Annotated in this window: 16 protein-coding genes; 6 read left to right on the top strand and 10 right to left on the bottom strand. The window is 55.6% G+C overall.

Translation table 11 applies throughout. The annotated features are described in order from the left end of the window. Nucleotides 1–119: 119 nt before the first annotated feature. A complete protein-coding gene (udp, locus tag AC2CGP_RS22890; protein ID WP_004181652.1) occupies nucleotides 120–881 on the bottom strand; it encodes a uridine phosphorylase in 762 nt (253 codons plus the stop codon). A 265-nt stretch (nucleotides 882–1,146) separates the two neighbouring features. Between udp and AC2CGP_RS22885 the strand changes: the two genes are divergently transcribed. Next, on the top strand, nucleotides 1,147–1,959 hold the full coding sequence (locus AC2CGP_RS22885) for a dienelactone hydrolase family protein (RefSeq protein WP_015368850.1): 813 nt from the start codon (nucleotides 1,147–1,149) through the stop codon (nucleotides 1,957–1,959). A gap of 59 nt (nucleotides 1,960–2,018) precedes the next feature. On the opposite strand, the gene metE is transcribed toward AC2CGP_RS22885, so the two are convergent. Continuing rightward, a complete protein-coding gene (gene metE / locus AC2CGP_RS22880) occupies nucleotides 2,019–4,283 on the bottom strand; it encodes a 5-methyltetrahydropteroyltriglutamate--homocysteine S-methyltransferase (RefSeq protein ID WP_126027875.1) in 2,265 nt (754 codons plus the stop codon). A gap of 117 nt (nucleotides 4,284–4,400) precedes the next feature. On the opposite strand from metE, the gene metR reads away from it, so the two are divergent. Further along, the gene (gene metR / locus AC2CGP_RS22875; protein ID WP_126027876.1) at nucleotides 4,401–5,354 is read left to right on the top strand and encodes an HTH-type transcriptional regulator MetR; all 954 of its coding nucleotides are present in this window, start codon (nucleotides 4,401–4,403) and stop codon (nucleotides 5,352–5,354) included. On the opposite strand, the gene AC2CGP_RS22870 is transcribed toward metR, so the two are convergent. The 3 genes from AC2CGP_RS22870 to pldB form a co-directional block, all read right to left on the bottom strand. Beyond that, nucleotides 5,242–6,141, bottom strand: coding sequence for a carboxylate/amino acid/amine transporter (locus AC2CGP_RS22870; RefSeq protein WP_015368852.1), 900 nt, complete (start codon nucleotides 6,139–6,141; stop codon nucleotides 5,242–5,244). The genes metR and AC2CGP_RS22870 overlap by 113 nt on opposite strands. Before the next feature lie 88 nt (nucleotides 6,142–6,229). After that, a complete protein-coding gene (gene yigL, locus AC2CGP_RS22865; RefSeq protein ID WP_015368853.1) occupies nucleotides 6,230–7,030 on the bottom strand; it encodes a sugar/pyridoxal phosphate phosphatase YigL in 801 nt (266 codons plus the stop codon). A gap of 44 nt (nucleotides 7,031–7,074) precedes the next feature. Then, the gene (pldB, locus tag AC2CGP_RS22860) at nucleotides 7,075–8,067 is read right to left on the bottom strand and encodes a lysophospholipase L2 (protein WP_015703989.1); all 993 of its coding nucleotides are present in this window, start codon (nucleotides 8,065–8,067) and stop codon (nucleotides 7,075–7,077) included. Between the two features lie 109 nt (nucleotides 8,068–8,176). Here pldB and rhtB point away from each other — a divergent pair, with 109 nt between their 5' ends. Beyond that, nucleotides 8,177–8,797: a homoserine/homoserine lactone efflux protein gene (rhtB, locus tag AC2CGP_RS22855; protein ID WP_032713807.1), complete on the top strand. Its 621-nt coding sequence runs from the start codon at nucleotides 8,177–8,179 to the stop codon at nucleotides 8,795–8,797. Nucleotides 8,798–8,957: 160 nt separating this feature from the next. After that, the gene (locus tag AC2CGP_RS22850) at nucleotides 8,958–9,866 is read left to right on the top strand and encodes an Rpn family recombination-promoting nuclease/putative transposase (protein WP_048230032.1); all 909 of its coding nucleotides are present in this window, start codon (nucleotides 8,958–8,960) and stop codon (nucleotides 9,864–9,866) included. Between the two features lie 47 nt (nucleotides 9,867–9,913). On the opposite strand, the gene rhtC is transcribed toward AC2CGP_RS22850, so the two are convergent. The 3 genes from rhtC to pldA all read right to left on the bottom strand — a co-directional run bounded on the left by rhtC (nucleotide 9,914) and on the right by pldA (nucleotide 13,362). Beyond that, nucleotides 9,914–10,534 (bottom strand): threonine export protein RhtC, encoded by a 621-nt coding sequence (rhtC, locus tag AC2CGP_RS22845; protein ID WP_213760032.1) that lies wholly within the window; start codon nucleotides 10,532–10,534, stop codon nucleotides 9,914–9,916. Between the two features lie 61 nt (nucleotides 10,535–10,595). Further along, nucleotides 10,596–12,422 carry an ATP-dependent DNA helicase RecQ gene (recQ, locus tag AC2CGP_RS22840; RefSeq protein WP_213760033.1) on the bottom strand — a complete coding sequence of 609 codons (1,827 nt, stop codon included), beginning with the start codon at nucleotides 12,420–12,422 and terminating at the stop codon, nucleotides 10,596–10,598. A gap of 67 nt (nucleotides 12,423–12,489) precedes the next feature. Continuing rightward, nucleotides 12,490–13,362: a phospholipase A gene (pldA, locus tag AC2CGP_RS22835; RefSeq protein WP_213760034.1), complete on the bottom strand. Its 873-nt coding sequence runs from the start codon at nucleotides 13,360–13,362 to the stop codon at nucleotides 12,490–12,492. 153 nt (nucleotides 13,363–13,515) lie between these two features. Between pldA and yigI the strand changes: the two genes are divergently transcribed. Together yigI and rarD are read left to right on the top strand one after the other, a co-directional pair. Next, complete coding sequence (yigI, locus tag AC2CGP_RS22830; protein ID WP_004097567.1) at nucleotides 13,516–13,980, top strand: acyl-CoA thioesterase YigI; 465 nt, start codon at nucleotides 13,516–13,518, stop codon at nucleotides 13,978–13,980. Nucleotides 13,981–14,028: 48 nt separating this feature from the next. Further along, the gene (gene rarD / locus AC2CGP_RS22825; protein WP_047036941.1) at nucleotides 14,029–14,922 is read left to right on the top strand and encodes an EamA family transporter RarD; all 894 of its coding nucleotides are present in this window, start codon (nucleotides 14,029–14,031) and stop codon (nucleotides 14,920–14,922) included. Between the two features lie 88 nt (nucleotides 14,923–15,010). Here rarD and corA read toward each other — a convergent pair whose 3' ends face one another. After that, complete coding sequence (corA, locus tag AC2CGP_RS22820; protein WP_002883400.1) at nucleotides 15,011–15,961, bottom strand: magnesium/cobalt transporter CorA; 951 nt, start codon at nucleotides 15,959–15,961, stop codon at nucleotides 15,011–15,013. Between the two features lie 150 nt (nucleotides 15,962–16,111). After that, the gene (gene ysgD / locus AC2CGP_RS22815; protein ID WP_349815745.1) at nucleotides 16,112–16,168 is read right to left on the bottom strand and encodes a YsgD/CorL family protein; all 57 of its coding nucleotides are present in this window, start codon (nucleotides 16,166–16,168) and stop codon (nucleotides 16,112–16,114) included. Between the last annotated feature and the right edge of the window lie 48 nt (nucleotides 16,169–16,216).

Here is a 16,216-nt window from a genome sequence, read left to right as displayed (position 1 = left end):
CACTTACGGCACAAAAATAGAATTGTGCTGTACAAACGTCCAGTTGAAAAGGATTTTCCTGCGAGGCGCTACGCAAAAAAAAGGCCGGAAGATCCGGCCCTGTGAGAAAGAGAGAAGAACTACAGCAGACGGCGCGCCGCTTCCACAACGATTTTCACCGCGTGGCTTTCGGTTTGCTTCATGGTTTCGGCGTTAGGGATCTCTTGCTGGGTACGGTTGACGATAACCCCTGCCACCATCCCGGCGCGCAGGCCCTGGCTGGCGCACATGGTCAGCAGCGTAGCGGATTCCATTTCATAGTTCATGACGCCCATTGCCTGCCACTCTTCCATCGAGCCTTTGAAACGGCTCACGACGCGGCCGGAGAAGGTGTCGTAACGCTCCTGGCCTGGATAGAAGGTATCAGAGGAGGCAGTCACGCCGATATGCGTGGTCGCGCCGATTGATTTCGCCGCTTCCACCAGCGCGGTGGTACAGGCGAAGTCAGCAACGGCCGGGAACTCCATCGGCGCGAAGTGCAGGCTGGCGCCGTCCAGACGGACAGAACCGGTCGTCACCAGTACATCGCCAACATTGATATGTGGCTGAATCGCGCCGGTGGTACCGATACGCAGGAAGGTACGAACCCCCAGCTGCGCCAGCTCTTCCACGGCGATAGAGGTCGACGGGCCGCCGATACCGGTAGAGCAAACAATCACCGGTTTGCCGTCCAGCTCAGCGCGCCAGGAGGTAAATTCACGATGTGATGCCAGCTTAACCGGCTTATCCATCAGCGCGGCGATCTTTTCCACACGCTCCGGATCGCCAGGGACGATAGCCAGCGTAGCCCCTTGTAAATCGTTCTTAGTGAGGCCGAGATGAAAAACATCAGACTTGGACATAAAAAACTCCTCTGTGGGTCGAAGTATCAGCAGAAGCAAAAGGGTACTTTACAGAAGCCACTCGCTTATTTTTGTGATGATAGTCACCATGCATAATAATGATTGCATTTGTTTTTCAACAAATAGTGATTTACATCACATTAACAAGTTATATTCGCGGTCACAGAACAAAAGATAGCCGCTTTCAGGCACTGTGCTTTATTAACGTTCAGTCTAAGAGTCTATATTTATCGATGCGCTAATAAATAAGGGTACGGAGAATACCATGACCACCACCAAGCAACCCGGATTCGCACCTGCAGCCTCGCCGCACGCCTCTACCGCCGTCCATACGTCGGATGAGCACATTACCGCCGGAGAAACCTCGATCCCATCGCAGGGCGAGAATATGCCGGCCTATCACGCCCGCCCGAAAAACGCCGACGGCCCACTGCCGATCGTTATCGTGGTGCAGGAAATTTTCGGCGTACATGAGCATATTCGCGATCTGTGCCGCCGCCTGGCGCAGGAAGGCTATCTGGCGATTGCGCCAGAACTCTACTTCCGCCAGGGCGATCCGAATGAGTACAACGATATCCCTACCCTGTTCAAAGAACTGGTCACTAAGGTGCCTGACGCACAGGTGCTGGCGGATCTCGACCACGTCGCCAGTTGGGCGGCACGCCACGGCGGCGATGCCCATCGTCTGCTGATCACCGGTTTCTGCTGGGGCGGTCGCATCACCTGGCTGTATGCCGCGCATAACCCGCAGTTGAAGGCAGGCGTCGCCTGGTATGGCAAACTGGTGGGAGAAAAATCGCTGAATTCGCCAAAACACCCGGTGGATATCGCTGTCGATCTCAACGCGCCGGTACTTGGCCTGTACGGCGCTAAAGACGCCAGCATTCCGCAGGATACCGTCGAGACCATGCGCCAGGCGCTGCGGGCGGCAAATGCGAACGCCGAGATCGTGGTCTATCCCGAGGCCGATCACGCCTTTAACGCCGACTATCGCGCCAGCTATCACGAAGAGTCAGCCAAAGACGGCTGGCAGCGGATGCTGGACTGGTTTGCTCAATATGGCGGTAAAAAAGGGTAACTCGCCTGATACATGAAATGAGGAGGCCGTGGCCTCCTCTGTTGTTTTCCACGTATCTATCAGGCTGATTCGCGCAGATTCTGCGCCGCTTGCACCATGTTAGCCAGCGCGGCGCGGGTTTCCGGCCAACCACGGGTTTTCAGGCCGCAGTCCGGGTTAACCCACAAGCGCTCCGCCGGAATACGCTGCGCGGCCTTCTCCAGCAACCCTTCAATCCACTCCACGCTCGGTACGTTTGGCGAGTGAATATCATAAACGCCCGGGCCGATTTCGTTCGGATATTCGAACTCTTCAAACGACTCCAGCAGTTCCATGTCAGAACGCGAAGTTTCAATGGTGATGACGTCGGCATCCAGCGCGGCGATAGAATCCATGATGTCATTGAACTCGCAATAACACATGTGGGTATGAATCTGGGTGTCATCCTTAGCAACCGCGGCATTGATGCGGAAAGCTTCGACGCCCCACTGTAGATAAGCATTCCAGTCGCTGCGCTTCAGCGGCAGACCTTCGCGCAGTGCCGGTTCATCAATCTGGATAATACCGATACCGGCCGCCTCCAGATCCGCCACTTCATCGCGCAGCGCCAGCGCAATCTGCTTCGCGATGGTTTCACGGCTGACATCTTCGCGCGGGAAGGACCAGCACAGAATGGTCACCGGACCGGTCAACATGCCTTTGACCGGCTTGTCGGTAAGAGACTGCGCGTACTTCGCCCATTCAACGGTGATCGCCTGCGGACGGCTGACGTCGCCGATAACCACCGGCGGCTTCACGCAGCGAGAGCCATAGCTTTGCACCCAACCGTTTTGCGTAAAGATGAAACCGTCCAGATGTTCGCCGAAATACTCCACCATGTCATTACGCTCGGCTTCTCCGTGCACCAGCACGTCTAAACCCAGACGTTCTTGTTCGACGATCGCCTGCTTAATATGTTCGGCAATACCCGTCCGATAATGACTGGCATCAAGATTGCCCTTTTTGAAGTCCAGACGTAGGGTACGAATTTCGGTTGTCTGCGGGAATGAACCGATCGTCGTCGTCGGCCATGCTGGCAGGTTAAAGCGCCTGCGCTGCGCCTGTGCGCGCTCGGCATAAGGGCTGGCGCGCTGGCTGTCCTGGGCGGTGATTGCCGCCAGCCGTTTTTCCACTGCCGCGTTGTGTACGCGAGTCGAATGGCGACGAGCCTGGATTGGCGCGCTCCACGCCTCGATCGCCGTCGTATCAGCGCTGTTCAGCGCATCGCGCAGCAGCGCCAGTTCGCCGCACTTCTGCAGGGCGAAAGCAAACCAACTTTTTACTTCGGCATCAAGACGGGTCTCTACGCTCAGATCGATCGGGCTATGCAGTAAGGAGCAGGAAGAGGCGACCCATAATTCGCGTTGACCGACAATCGCCTTAATTTGCGCATATTTTTCCGTGAGATCGGCGCGCCAGACGTTACGACCGTTGATCAGCCCGGCGGATAACAGCCAGTCGGCCGGCAGGCGTTTATGTAGTTCAGCAACATCATCTTTGCCATGCACCAGATCGACGTGAAGCCCCTGTACCGGCAGCGCGGTGATAATATCAAGGTTGTCGGCGATCCCTTCAAAATAGGTAGTCAGCAGTAGTTTTACCTGCCCCTGCAGGGCCTCATAAGCCGGTTTAAAGGCATCCAACCATGCTTGCGGCAGCTCCAGTACCAGCGCCGGTTCATCAATCTGCACCCACTCAATGCCGCGTTTCGCCAGCTCGCCCAGTACCTGCTGGTAAACCGGAAGGATATCGTTCAGCAGGCTTAAACGGTCAAACTGTTCGCCTTTTACTTTGCCCAGCCACAGATACGTTACCGGCCCCAGCAGTACAGGCTTAATCTTGTGGCCCAGCGCCAGCGCTTCGTCCACTTCATCCAGCAGTTGGGTCCAGCTCAGCTTGAACTGCTGGCCCTGGACAAATTCCGGCACCATGTAGTGATAGTTGGTATTGAACCACTTGGTCATTTCCGCGGCGGCAGCGGGTTCGCCGGTCGGCGCGCGACCGCGACCAATACGGAACAGAGTATCGATATCGACGGTGCCGTCTTTGTTCTGATGACGAGCCGGCACGTTGCCCAACAGCAGGCTGGTGGTCAGAACATGGTCGTACCAGGCAAAATCGCCCACCGGCAACAGATCAATGCCCGCCTGTTTCTGCTGCTCCCAGTGACGAGCGCGCAGTTCGCGACCTACCGCCAGCAGATCTTCACGCGTGGCCTTGCCCGCCCAGTAGCTCTCTTGCGCTTTTTTCAGCTCGCGGCGAAGGCCAACGCGAGGAAAACCGAGGGTGTGATTGAGGATTGTCATGTTATGCCCCTTATGGAATTTTTTGCATTTAGCCATCCAGATGTTTACACATCCATAATGTAAAGGTACTGTATATTCCTCAAGCGCAAATTATTCATGCCGAAGTGAAGGACATTCATGATCGAGATTAAGCACCTGAAAACGCTACAGGCGTTGCGGAACAGCGGTTCGCTGGCGGGCGCGGCGGCAGCCCTGCACCAAACCCAGTCGGCCCTGTCCCACCAGTTTAGCGATCTGGAACAGCGCCTTGGTTTCCGTTTGTTTGTGCGTAAAAGCCAGCCGCTACGCTTCACGCCGCAAGGAGAAATTCTGCTGCAGTTGGCCAATCAGGTACTGCCGCAGATCGCTCGCGCGCTACAGGATTGCAATGAACCACAGCAAACCCGTCTGCGGCTGGCGATTGAGTGCCATAGCTGTATTCAATGGCTCACCCCGGCGCTGGAAAGCTTCCGCGCCCGCTGGCCGCTGGTGGAAGTTGATTTTCAGTCCGGCGTCACTTTTGACCCGCAGCCAGCCCTGCAGCAGGGTGAACTCGATCTGGTGATGACCTCAGATATTTTGCCGCGTAGCGGCCTGCACTATTCACCGATGTTTGATTATGAAGTTCGTCTGGTGTTAGCTCCGGAACATCCGCTGGCGGCGAAAACGCGCATCTCCCCGGAGGATCTGGCTGCGGAAATGTTACTGATTTACCCGGTACAGCGCGGGCGACTGGATATCTGGCGCCACTTCCTGCAACCGGCGGGGATCAGCCCACAGTTGAAAAGTGTCGATAACACGCTGCTGTTGATTCAGATGGTTGCCGCACGAATGGGTATTGCCGCCCTGCCGCACTGGGTGGTGGAAAGTTTTGAACGCCAGGGTTTGATTGTCACCAAAACCCTGGGAGAAGGACTGTGGAGCCGGCTGTATGCTGCAGTGCGCGATGGCGAGCAACGCCAGCCGGTAACAGAAGCGTTTATTCGCTCAGCGCGGAACCACGCTTGCGATCATCTGCCGTTTGTACGGAGTGCGGAGCGACCCAGCGGCGATGGACCCATAGCGAAGCCAGGATTACCAGCGCGCCAATGATAAAGCTTGGCCAGTGAGGCTGCTCCTGCCAGATAGCGAGATTAACCAACAGCCCGGCGGGGACGTGAACGTTATTCATGATCCCCAACGTACCGGCATCCACCTGCGTCGCGCCGTAGTTCCACATGAAATAACCCAATCCGGATGCGACCACGCCAAGCCAGACCAGGATTCCCCACTGCAGGCCGGTAGTCGGTAGCCTCTGCGGATTGCCCAGCATAAACCACGCCGCTACCGCCACAATAAAGGCGCCGGCATAGAACCAGGCAAAAGCATTGTGTTGCGGCATCGGGCGGACTTCCATCAAACGCTTGTAGCCCACCATGCCGATGGCGAAGCAGATATTCGACAACTGCACCAGCAATAGCCCGGTCCAGAAATGATCGCTGACTTTGTCATAGCGGATGATCGCCGCCCCTAACACCGCCAGCGCCGCGCTAAGCAGATAGCCCCAGCGCAGCTTACGACCGCTGAGCAGATCGTAAATCAGGGTGATATACAGCGGGGTAAAGACCGTAAACAACAGAAATTCCGAGACCGTCAGATAAAGATAGGCGCGGAAAGCCAGCAAATACATGATGCCAAGCTGCATCGCCCCCACTAGCATATAGAGTACGATGGTGCGCGGAGACTGGCCGCGCGTACGCAGGAAAGGCAAAAACACCAGCGCTGCCAGCCCCACGCGCATCAGCACGGAAAAATAGCTATCGACGCTACCGGCAAGGTATTCGCCAATCAGGCTAAAAGAAAAGGCCCACAGGATAGTGGTGATAATTAATAGCGCCACAATGGTCGTCTCATTGAATAAAGAACAGGCATTGTAGCGGAGAGAGAGGTTGACGACTGACCAGTTATTAGCCAGTCGTCAATCTTTATCAATCGAGGTACAGCTTGCGTAGGTAATGCGGTACGGCATCATCGGCGTTGCTGCCGATCACTTCCAGCTCAGGATGCAAATCCTTCAACCGCTGATGGGCGTTCGCCATGATGCAGCCTTTACCGGCCATCGACAGCATCTCGGCATCGTTCATGCCGTCGCCAAAGGCGATACACTCTTTGAGGCTGTAGCCGAGCATTTTCGCGACGGCCTCCAGCGCATGCCCCTTCGAAACACCGCCAGCCATCACTTCAAGACAAGTTAGTGTGGAGAAACTCACATTCACGCGGTCGCCCCAGCGCGCGTTGATAGCCTGCTCAAGCGGCAGCAGATGTTCATGATCTTCACAAGTGAAGAAAACTTTGCTGATGCCATCCGCATCCAGCTCGCCCGGTTCATAAAGCTTGTAGTTGAACACCGCCTCTTTGAAGAAGCGCATCTCTTCCGGGCGATGGCGATTCATAAACCATTCATCTTCACGATAGACGTTGGTCACAATCTTCACATCGTTACGCACCATCTCAAACAGATCGCTGGCGATATCGCGGTCGAGGTTATGAGCGAAGATTTGTTTACCTTCGCTATCGTGTACCCGCGCGCCGTTAGAGGTGATCATGTACGACTTAATGCCGAGATTATCGCGGATCTGCCCCACATCGATGTAGTGGCGGCCAGTGGCGAAAACGAAATTTATCCCGCGCGCGGTGAGTAGCTTCAGCGTCTCTTTGGCATAGGGGGTGAGGAAATGGTCGGGGGAAAGCAGCGTGCCATCTAAATCAGACGCAACAACCTGGTACATAAAAAATTTAACCTCTAAGCAGGGCGACGAGATCTATCGTCGGATTAAGTATGTCGATTGAAAAAATCGACGATGGCATTTAGCGCGACTGAGCGCATAGCGTCCTTTTCAAAAAGGATCTCGTGATATGCCCCTTCAATAACGAGCGGCTTATCGCCTTCACAAGGGTGCCCGGCAGCGGAACGGAGTTCACAATAGCGGTCGTGCATCAGGTTATCGACCACCTTTTCATCCTCGGCCTGAATCAATAACGTCGGAGTCGTATCTTTCTCGACGCCAGACAATATCTCTTCGCCGGCCAGAATACCTTCGCGCACCCAGTGATAGGTCGGCCCGCCGACGCGCAACCGCGGATCGTCGGCATAAAAACGCAGGTTGCGACGATAGCGTTGGCGACTGTGAGTCAACACATTGAGCGAAAACGGCAGCGCCCGCCAGCGGCCCGTACCGATGGCATACTCTTCACGAATACGCTGATGGCCCTCAGCCCAGTCGAGAATATGGCGCACCATCCAGTCCGGCAGGCGCATGATGATGCCAAACATTGGCGCGCATAAGGCAATGGCGTCGCAATGCTGCCGGTGACGCTGCAAGAACAGCGTGGCAATGGCGCCGCCCATCGAGTGGGCGAGAATAAAACGTTTACGCCAGTGGCCGGGAACCACTTCCTGCTGCCAGAGCGCAGCCAGATCGTCAACATAATCGCTAAAGCGCACAACATGACCGCGGTGGGTATCAGACAGTAACCTACCGGAGCGCCCCTGGCCGCGATGATCGATAATCATCACGTCAAAGCCGCTGTGGAAGAGATCGTAGGCTAGTTCGGCATACTTCACGTAGCTTTCGATGCGGCCGGGGCAAATGACCACCAGCCGGTCGTTATTTGCGGCACAAAAGCGCACAAAGCGTACCGGAACCTTATCGACGCCCGTAAATTCAGCTTCTTCCCGCTGATGCCAGAAATCCGTCAGCGGCCCCATGGTAAAGGCCGCAAACGCGTTTTCTCGTGTGTCCCAGTCCTTTTGCTGCCCAAACATCGGGTTTACACCCCTGTTAACCGCTGAAAATCGTTTTTTTGTCGCACATCACACAATGCTGATGCAATAGCGTATTGTGGCATAAAAATAGACAATCAGGGAGATTCTCATGACCTTCGAGTGGTGGTTCGCTTATCTGCTGACATCAATCATTCTCAGCCTGTCGCCGGGTTCCGGCGCGATCAATACCATGACCACATCCATCAACCACGGCTATCGCGGCGCGGCGGCCTCTATTGCCGGCCTGCAAACCGGATTGGCCATTCATATCGTGCTGGTCGGCGTCGGTCTGGGCACGCTCTTCTCCCGCTCGGTACTGGCATTCGAAGTGTTGAAATGGGCGGGCGCGGCCTATCTTATCTGGCTGGGGATCCAGCAGTGGCGGGCGGCGGGTTCAATTGACCTGAATACGCTGGCGCGAACTCAAAGCCGCGGTAAGCTCTATCAACGCGCGGTGTTCGTCAATCTGACCAACCCAAAAAGTATCGTCTTCCTCGCTGCGCTGTTTCCCCAGTTCATCGTCCCGCATCAGCCACAGGTGATGCAGTACCTGGTACTCGGCGTCACCACCATTGTGGTCGATATCATTGTGATGATCGGTTACGCGACGCTGGCGCAGCGCATTGCGGCCTGGATTAAAGGTCCGAAGCAAATGAAGGCGCTGAATAAAGTGTTTGGCTCGCTGTTTATGCTGGTGGGGGCGCTGCTCGCTTCCGCCCGTCACGCCTGAAACTGGAATGACGCTCGCACAGCGCGAGGCCACTTGCGGCCGGAGTCGTATTATCACGCGTGCTGGCGCGCAAAGATGAAAGAGACTTTATCCGCGCGCTGTCGGCCCCGCCTTTTCAGTGCCAGAATGCCGCCATTGGGTTTATTCACGGATGAACGAAATGGCGGAAACGGCAACCCCTCATGATGCAGTCTTTAAGACCTTTCTGTCGCGGGTCGAAACGGCGCGCGATTTTATCGAGATCCACCTTCCTCCGGCGTTAATTCAGGTTTGCAAACTGGATACGCTGCGCCTGGAATCCGGGAGTTTTCTGGAAGATGACCTGCGGCCCTACTACAGCGATATTCTTTATTCGCTGGAGACAAACCGCGGCCCGGGGTATATCCATGTTCTGATAGAACACCAGAGTTCACCTGATAAACTGATGGCGTTTCGTCTGATGCGCTACGCCATCGCCGCCATGCAGAGGCATCTGGAGAATGGTCATAAAACGTTACCGCTGGTAATTCCCATTCTCTTTTATCAAGGACGTCGCAGCCCCTATCCCTGGTCGCTGAACTGGCTGGATAATTTTGACGACTCGATGCTTGCCCATCAGCTCTATTCAGGTGCATTTCCGCTGGTCGATATTACGGTGATCCCTGATGACGAAATTATGCGCCACCGCAGTATGGCGGCGCTTACGCTGGTACAAAAACATATTCGCCAGCGCGATATGGCACAGCTGCTTGACAAGTTGACCCACCTCTTAATGTTGGAGCAGATGAGCGGACAACAAATCGCCGTGCTGATAAAATATATGGCTCAGGCGGGAGAAGCTCAGGATATTCGGGCGCTATTGTATGGGCTGGCACAGCGTGTGCCGCAGCATGGAGGAATGCTAATGACTCTGGCAGAAACGTGGCTCGCAGAAGGCAGAGAGAAAGGTATTAAAGAAGGCATTAAAGAAGGAAAACTACAGGCCCTTTTACAGGTCGCCGCAGCGATGCTCAATCGCGGCTTGGATGACGATGCTATCCTGGAAATGACCGGTTTGACCAGGGATGAACTACAGCGCCTTCGTCACTAATGTCTGCCCCACCCGGCAACAAACCGGGTGGATAATCGCATGACGAGTTAGCGCGAAATGATCAGATGAATGCCGAAACCGGCAAACAGGGTTCCTGCGATGCCGTCTATCCACTTTGCCATCCGCTGATAGCCGCGGCGCATTTTCGGCAGTGCGAAGAGGCTGGCTACGATGGTGAACCACGCCAGCGTTTCAAGGACGATCAGCAGGAAAATCCCCCAACGCGCCCCGGCGCCGATGTTATCGCCAACGAACAGTGAAAAGACCGAGCCGAAGTAGATAATGGCTTTCGGATTGGCGAGATTGGTCAGCAGGCCCTTCAGGAAACTGCGTCCGCTACGCGCCAACTCAACCTGCGGTTCCGCTGCCGATACATCGTTTTTCTTCAGCGCGCCGCGCAGCATTTGATAGCCCATCCAGCACAGGTACAGCCCACCGCCGACCATAATCAACGTATGCAGCCAGGCCATTTTCTCGATAATCAGGTGCAAGCCGAGCAGCGCTACGCCCGCCCAGACCATCACGCCGCCGGTGATCCCCAGCACGCCCATCATCGCCTCTTTGCGCGAGCGGCTCACCGCGGTTTGCGAAACGAAGAAAAAATCCGGCCCCGGACTCATTAGCGCAATGATGTGCACCAGCGCCACGGTGAGAAAAAGCATCAACATGTTTAACTCGCAGGGAAATAGTGAAGAAGGAAACTATTCTGGCACCTTTTCCCGCGGCTGACTACTCATCATCGCCATCGACATGAGCACGTATCAGCGCCATGAATTCTTTACCGAAGCGCTCAAGCTTGCGGGTCCCTACGCCGTTGACGCTGAGCATTTCCCCGGCGGTGAGCGGCGACTGTTCGGCCATCTCAATAAGCGTCGCGTCGTTAAAGACGACATAGGGCGGGATATTCTCCTCGTCGGCGATCGCTTTACGTAATTTACGCAGCTTGGCGAACAGCTTGCGGTCATAATTGCCGCCGAAGGATTTCTGCATCGCTTTCGGTTTTAGCGCCACGATACGCGGCACGGCGAGCTGCAGCGGGACTTCACCGCGCAGTACCGGACGCGCGGCCTCGGTGAGCTGCAGCGCGGAGTGCTGGGCAATATTTTGCGTAACCAGTCCGAGGTGAATTAACTGACGAATCACGCTCACCCAATGCTCGTGGCTCTGCTCGCGACCAATACCGTACACTGGCAGTTTATCGTGGTTCAGGTCGCGGATACGCTGATTGTTGGCGCCGCGGAGTACTTCAACCACATAGCCCATCCCGAAGCGCTGATTCACCCGATAAATAGTTGAAAGCGCCTTACGCGCGTCCATTAAGCCATCGTACTGCTTTGGCGGATCAAGACAGATATCACAGTTGCCGCACGGCTCCTGACGCCCTTCGCCAAAATAGTTCAGCAGCACCAGACGGCGACAGGTCTGCGCTTCGGCAAAGGCGCCCATCGCATTCAGCTTATGACGTTCAATATCCTGCAGCGGCCCGGCGGGCTTCTCCTCCAGGCAGCGGCGCAGCCACGCCATATCCGCCGGATCGTAAAACAGCATCGCTTCCGCCGGCAGCCCGTCACGCCCGGCGCGGCCGGTTTCCTGATAATAGGATTCAATGTTGCGCGGGATATCAAAGTGCACCACAAAACGGACGTTCGGCTTGTTAATGCCCATACCGAAGGCCACCGTCGCCACCACGATCTGCAGATCGTCGCGCTGGAATTTCTCCTGCACGTCGGCACGAATATCATTTTCCAGACCAGCATGGTAGGCCGCCGCGCTGATGCCGCGGCTTTGCAGCCTGGCGGCGGTGTCTTCAACTTTAGAACGGCTGTTACAGTAGATAATCCCTGATTTACCGCGCTGATCCTGGACGTATCGCATCAACTGATCGAGCGGCTTAAATTTCTCCATCAGCATATAGCGGATATTGGGGCGATCAAAGCTACTGACCTGAATCAGCGGATCGTTGAGCCCCAGCAGGCGAACAATATCGCGGCGGGTGGTGTCATCCGCGGTGGCGGTGAGCGCCATAAACGGAATATGCGGCATCCGCTGGCGCAGCTGGCCCAACGCGGCATATTCCGGGCGGAAATCATGGCCCCACTGCGAGATACAGTGCGCCTCATCTACCGCCAGCATCGCTAAGTTCCAGTGGCTCAGATGCTCGAGAAAGTTGTCCAGCATCAGGCGTTCCGGCGCGATATACAGCAGACGAACCTGCCCGCTGCGGCAGCCCGCCATCACTTCTTGCTGCTGCTCGCGGCTTTGCGTTGAATTAAGACAGGCCGCGGCGACGCCGTTCGCCAGCAGCTGATCGACCTGGTCTTTCATCAGCGAAATCAGCGGCGACACGACAACCGTCAGGCCGCCGAGGACCAATGCAGGTACCTGGTAGCACAGCGACTTACCGCCGCCGGTCGGCATCACTACAAGGCAATCGCGGCCTTCCAGCGCCGTGGCGATGATCGATTCCTGGCCCGGGCGGAACTGCTGGTAGCCGAAGGTCTCTTGTAAAACCTGCTTAGCCAGCGATTCCTGATTTAATACTTCCGCCTGTGCCACGTTGACCCCATTCGCCTGAAAAGAAAACAGGCGCTATTTTCAGCGCCTGCGAGCCAGAGTGCAACGATTAAAACAGATCGTTGAGCATCACGCCGACGCCGACGCGCGTCTGATTGAAGTTATAGTCGATGAGCGACTCGCCATAACCGCTGTACACCTGAGTATAGGCGCGCACGTGCTTGGTAATAGGGTAACTGACCCCGATTTCCGCGCCGCCGTAGCCGGTATTCCAGTTATATTGCCCCTGAGCGCTAAAAATAGCCTCCCCCAGCTGGTAGCCAATCTTCAGGCGGTAGTAACCCATGTATTTGGTGATATCGGGGTTATCATCGGTACTGCCGACCACATACCACGGCTTCACTTCAACCAGCCAGTTACCGTTTTGCGCCATCAGGCGAGTATACAGGCGGTTCCAGCTACGTGACGTTGGATCGGAACGGCCGTTAGAGTCGTGGTTATAGCCGACTTCGATATCGCGCAAGGTCCAGCCGGCAAACTCATAATCCGTCGCGAAGCCAAGGAAGAGCTGAGGCTCGTAGTTGGTTTCGCGAAACGGCGCCGAGCCTTTACTGTTAGAGAGCTGCCACCAGGATTTTTGCTTATAGGAGGCGCCAAGCAGCGAATTATCGCCGAGAATACCGCGCCATAACGGGAACGCCAGGCTGAGCTGGAACTTCACCTCATCCTTACGCGCGTCATCGGCCCAGTCGTAACTACGAATTGCCTCTTTATTGAGATCGCTGGTCCATGTATAGAGCAGATAGTTGCTCTCATAAGGATAAAGCAGGAACGGATTATCATGATCCTGCAGCAGGTTGGCGATAATACTGCCCCGTACCGCGGGTTTGTCATGAACGGTTTGTTCAATCGGCGCGTCCTGCGCCAGAACGCCTGCTGGTAACGCGCTAAGCGCCAGCAGCCAGGCTAAAGAGATACGCATTACTGTTCTCCTGAAGAATGGTTCTTATTAATGTTTTGTCCTGCTGCCATTCTACCTATTTATCTACCTCCCGCTGCGTTATCGCCTCCGAAAGTGGAAATCAATATTTTTGAAGCATAAAATCAACATTTCATTAACGAATGGACCCCTGCTATGTCTGAACTGACCGCCGCCGCCGCGCTAAAGCTGGTGGGAGAGATTTTTGTTTATCACATGCCTTTTAACCGTGCCCTTGGGCTGGAACTGGAACGGTATGAAAAGGAGTTTGCCCAGCTCAGCTTTAATAATCAGCCGATGATGGTTGGCAACTGGGCGCAGAGTATTCTGCACGGCGGCGTTATTGCGTCTGCGCTGGATGTCGCCGCGGGGTTGGTCTGCGTCGGCAGCACCCTGACTCGCCATGACACCATCAACGAAGAAGAGCTGCGCCAACGCCTCTCGCGGATGGGAACTATCGATTTGCGCGTCGATTATTTACGCCCTGGCCGCGGCGAACGCTTCACCGCGACCAGCAGCCTGCTGCGTGCCGGAAACAAAGTCGCCGTGGCTCGCGTCGAGCTGCATAACGAAGAGCAGGTTTATATCGCCAGCGCCACGGCCACCTATATGGTGGGTTGATTGCCGCAGATCGAGTAACATCACTCTCTTTGGCAATGGATTCTACCAATGGACGCAAAACAAACGCGGCTGGGCGTTATGCTGGCGCTGGCCGCCTATTTTATCTGGGGTATCGCGCCGGCGTACTTCAAACTTATTTACTACGTTCCCGCCGATGAAATCCTGACGCATCGCGTGATCTGGTCTTTCTTTTTCATGGTGGCGCTCATCAGCGTCAGCCGCCAGTGGCCGCAGGTAAAAAAACTGCTAAAAACCCCGCGCAAGATCTTCCTGCTCGCGCTCTCTGCAGTGCTGGTCGGCGGCAACTGGCTGCTCTTTATCTGGGCGGTCAATAACCACCATATGCTGGAAGCTAGCCTCGGCTACTTTATTAACCCGCTGGTTAATATCGTGCTCGGGATGATTTTCCTCGGCGAGCGCTTCCGCCGCATGCAGTGGCTGGCGGTTGTGCTGGCTGCCTGTGGCGTGCTGGTGCAACTATGGACCTTCGGTTCGCTGCCGATCATCGGTCTGGGGCTAGCCTTCAGCTTTGCCTTCTACGGACTGGTACGTAAGAAAATCGCCGTCGATGCGCAGACCGGCATGTTGGTGGAAACGCTATGGCTGCTGCCAGTGGCGGCGATCTGGCTTTTCGGCATCACCGATAGCCCAACCAGCCATATGGGAGACAACCCCTGGTCGCTCAATTTACTGCTGATGGCCGCGGGCGTGGTAACTACCATCCCCCTGCTGTGCTTTACCGGTGCGGCAACCCGCCTGCGCTTGTCGACGTTGGGCTTTTTCCAGTACATTGGCCCGACGCTGATGTTCCTGCTGGCGGTAACGTTCTACGGTGAAGTGCCGGGCACGGATAAGATGGTAACCTTCGCCTTTATCTGGGTGGCGCTGGCGATATTCGTGATGGATGCGGTATATACGCAAAGACGGGGGCGCCGGGGATAGGATATTACCCGATGTCGGCTACGCCTTATCCGGCCTACAAAAGCACAACACGTAGGCCCGGATAAGCGAAGCGCATCCGGCACAACAACTACAGCCAGTTTTTACGCTTGAAGTAGAGATACGGCGCCAGGCCGGCCAACATCATAAACACGATGGCTCCCGGATAACCAAAGCTCCAGTGTAGTTCCGGCATAAACTCAAAGTTCATCCCATAACTGGACGCCACCAGCGTCGGCGGCAGGAACACAACCGAAACCACCGAGAAGATCTTGATAATGCGGTTCTGCTCGATGTTGATAAAGCCCATCGCCGCCTGCATCAGGAAGTTCACCTTCTGGAACAGCGATTCGTTGTGCGGCAGCAGGGATTCGATATCTCGCAGGATCTCTCGCGCCTGTTCCAGCTGGCCTGCCGGCAGGCGCGCCTTGCGCACGAGGAAGTTTAGCGCGCGCTGGGTATCCATCAGACAGAGGCGAACCTTCCAGCCGATATCTTCCAGTTCCGCCAGCGTCGACAGCGCTTCGTCGTACTCGTCGCCCTGGTGGCCTTCCATAATCACGCGGCTCAGCTTTTCCAGGTCGCTGTAGATGTTTTCTATCTCATCCGCCAGCTGTTCGATTTTGGTCTCGAACAGATCTAACAGCAGCTCATAGGCGTTGCCGTCGACCAGCGTCTGGTTACGCACGCGCATGCGGTACAGGCGAAAAGCGGGTAGTTCACGCTCGCGCAATGTAAACAGGCGGCCTTCGCGGATGGTAAACGCCACGGTTGAGTTACCGGCGTGATCGTCGGCATCTTCGAAAAAGAAAAAGGAGTGGATGTGTAAACCATCTTCGTCTTCAAAGAAACGCGCTGACGCTTCGATGTCTTCCAGTTCCGGGCGCGTCGCCAGGTTCTGGCCTAACTCCGTTTGCACACGGCTACGTTCGTCATCGTCTGGCTCGACCAGATCGACCCACACCGAGCTGGCGAGATGCTTGATCTCATCGGCCTCAAGGCGCGTTAAACGATTATTTTCCAGTTGAAATGCGCTCAGCATGACCGGGACTCCCAATACAAAAAATTTATCGGACAGTTCGATGGGCACACAGAAACTATTTGGGTTTCAGACCATTAAGCCTGACTCAGAGCGACGGGGATAGGACGAGTCGCCGACAACCGCTAAGGCTATCGGCATAAGGGGATAGCCTTAGGAGTTGTTCCTGAATGACAGGAAGTTGAGCCAGCATCTACTGGGTGTGTCCAAGGCGAATGTCCTCTTAGCGTAATCGTGCGCGCATGTTACGCCAGCGCC

The organism is Klebsiella sp. SYXHC3 (genome assembly GCF_057196925.1).
This window is presented reverse-complemented; position numbering and strand designations above follow the sequence as displayed.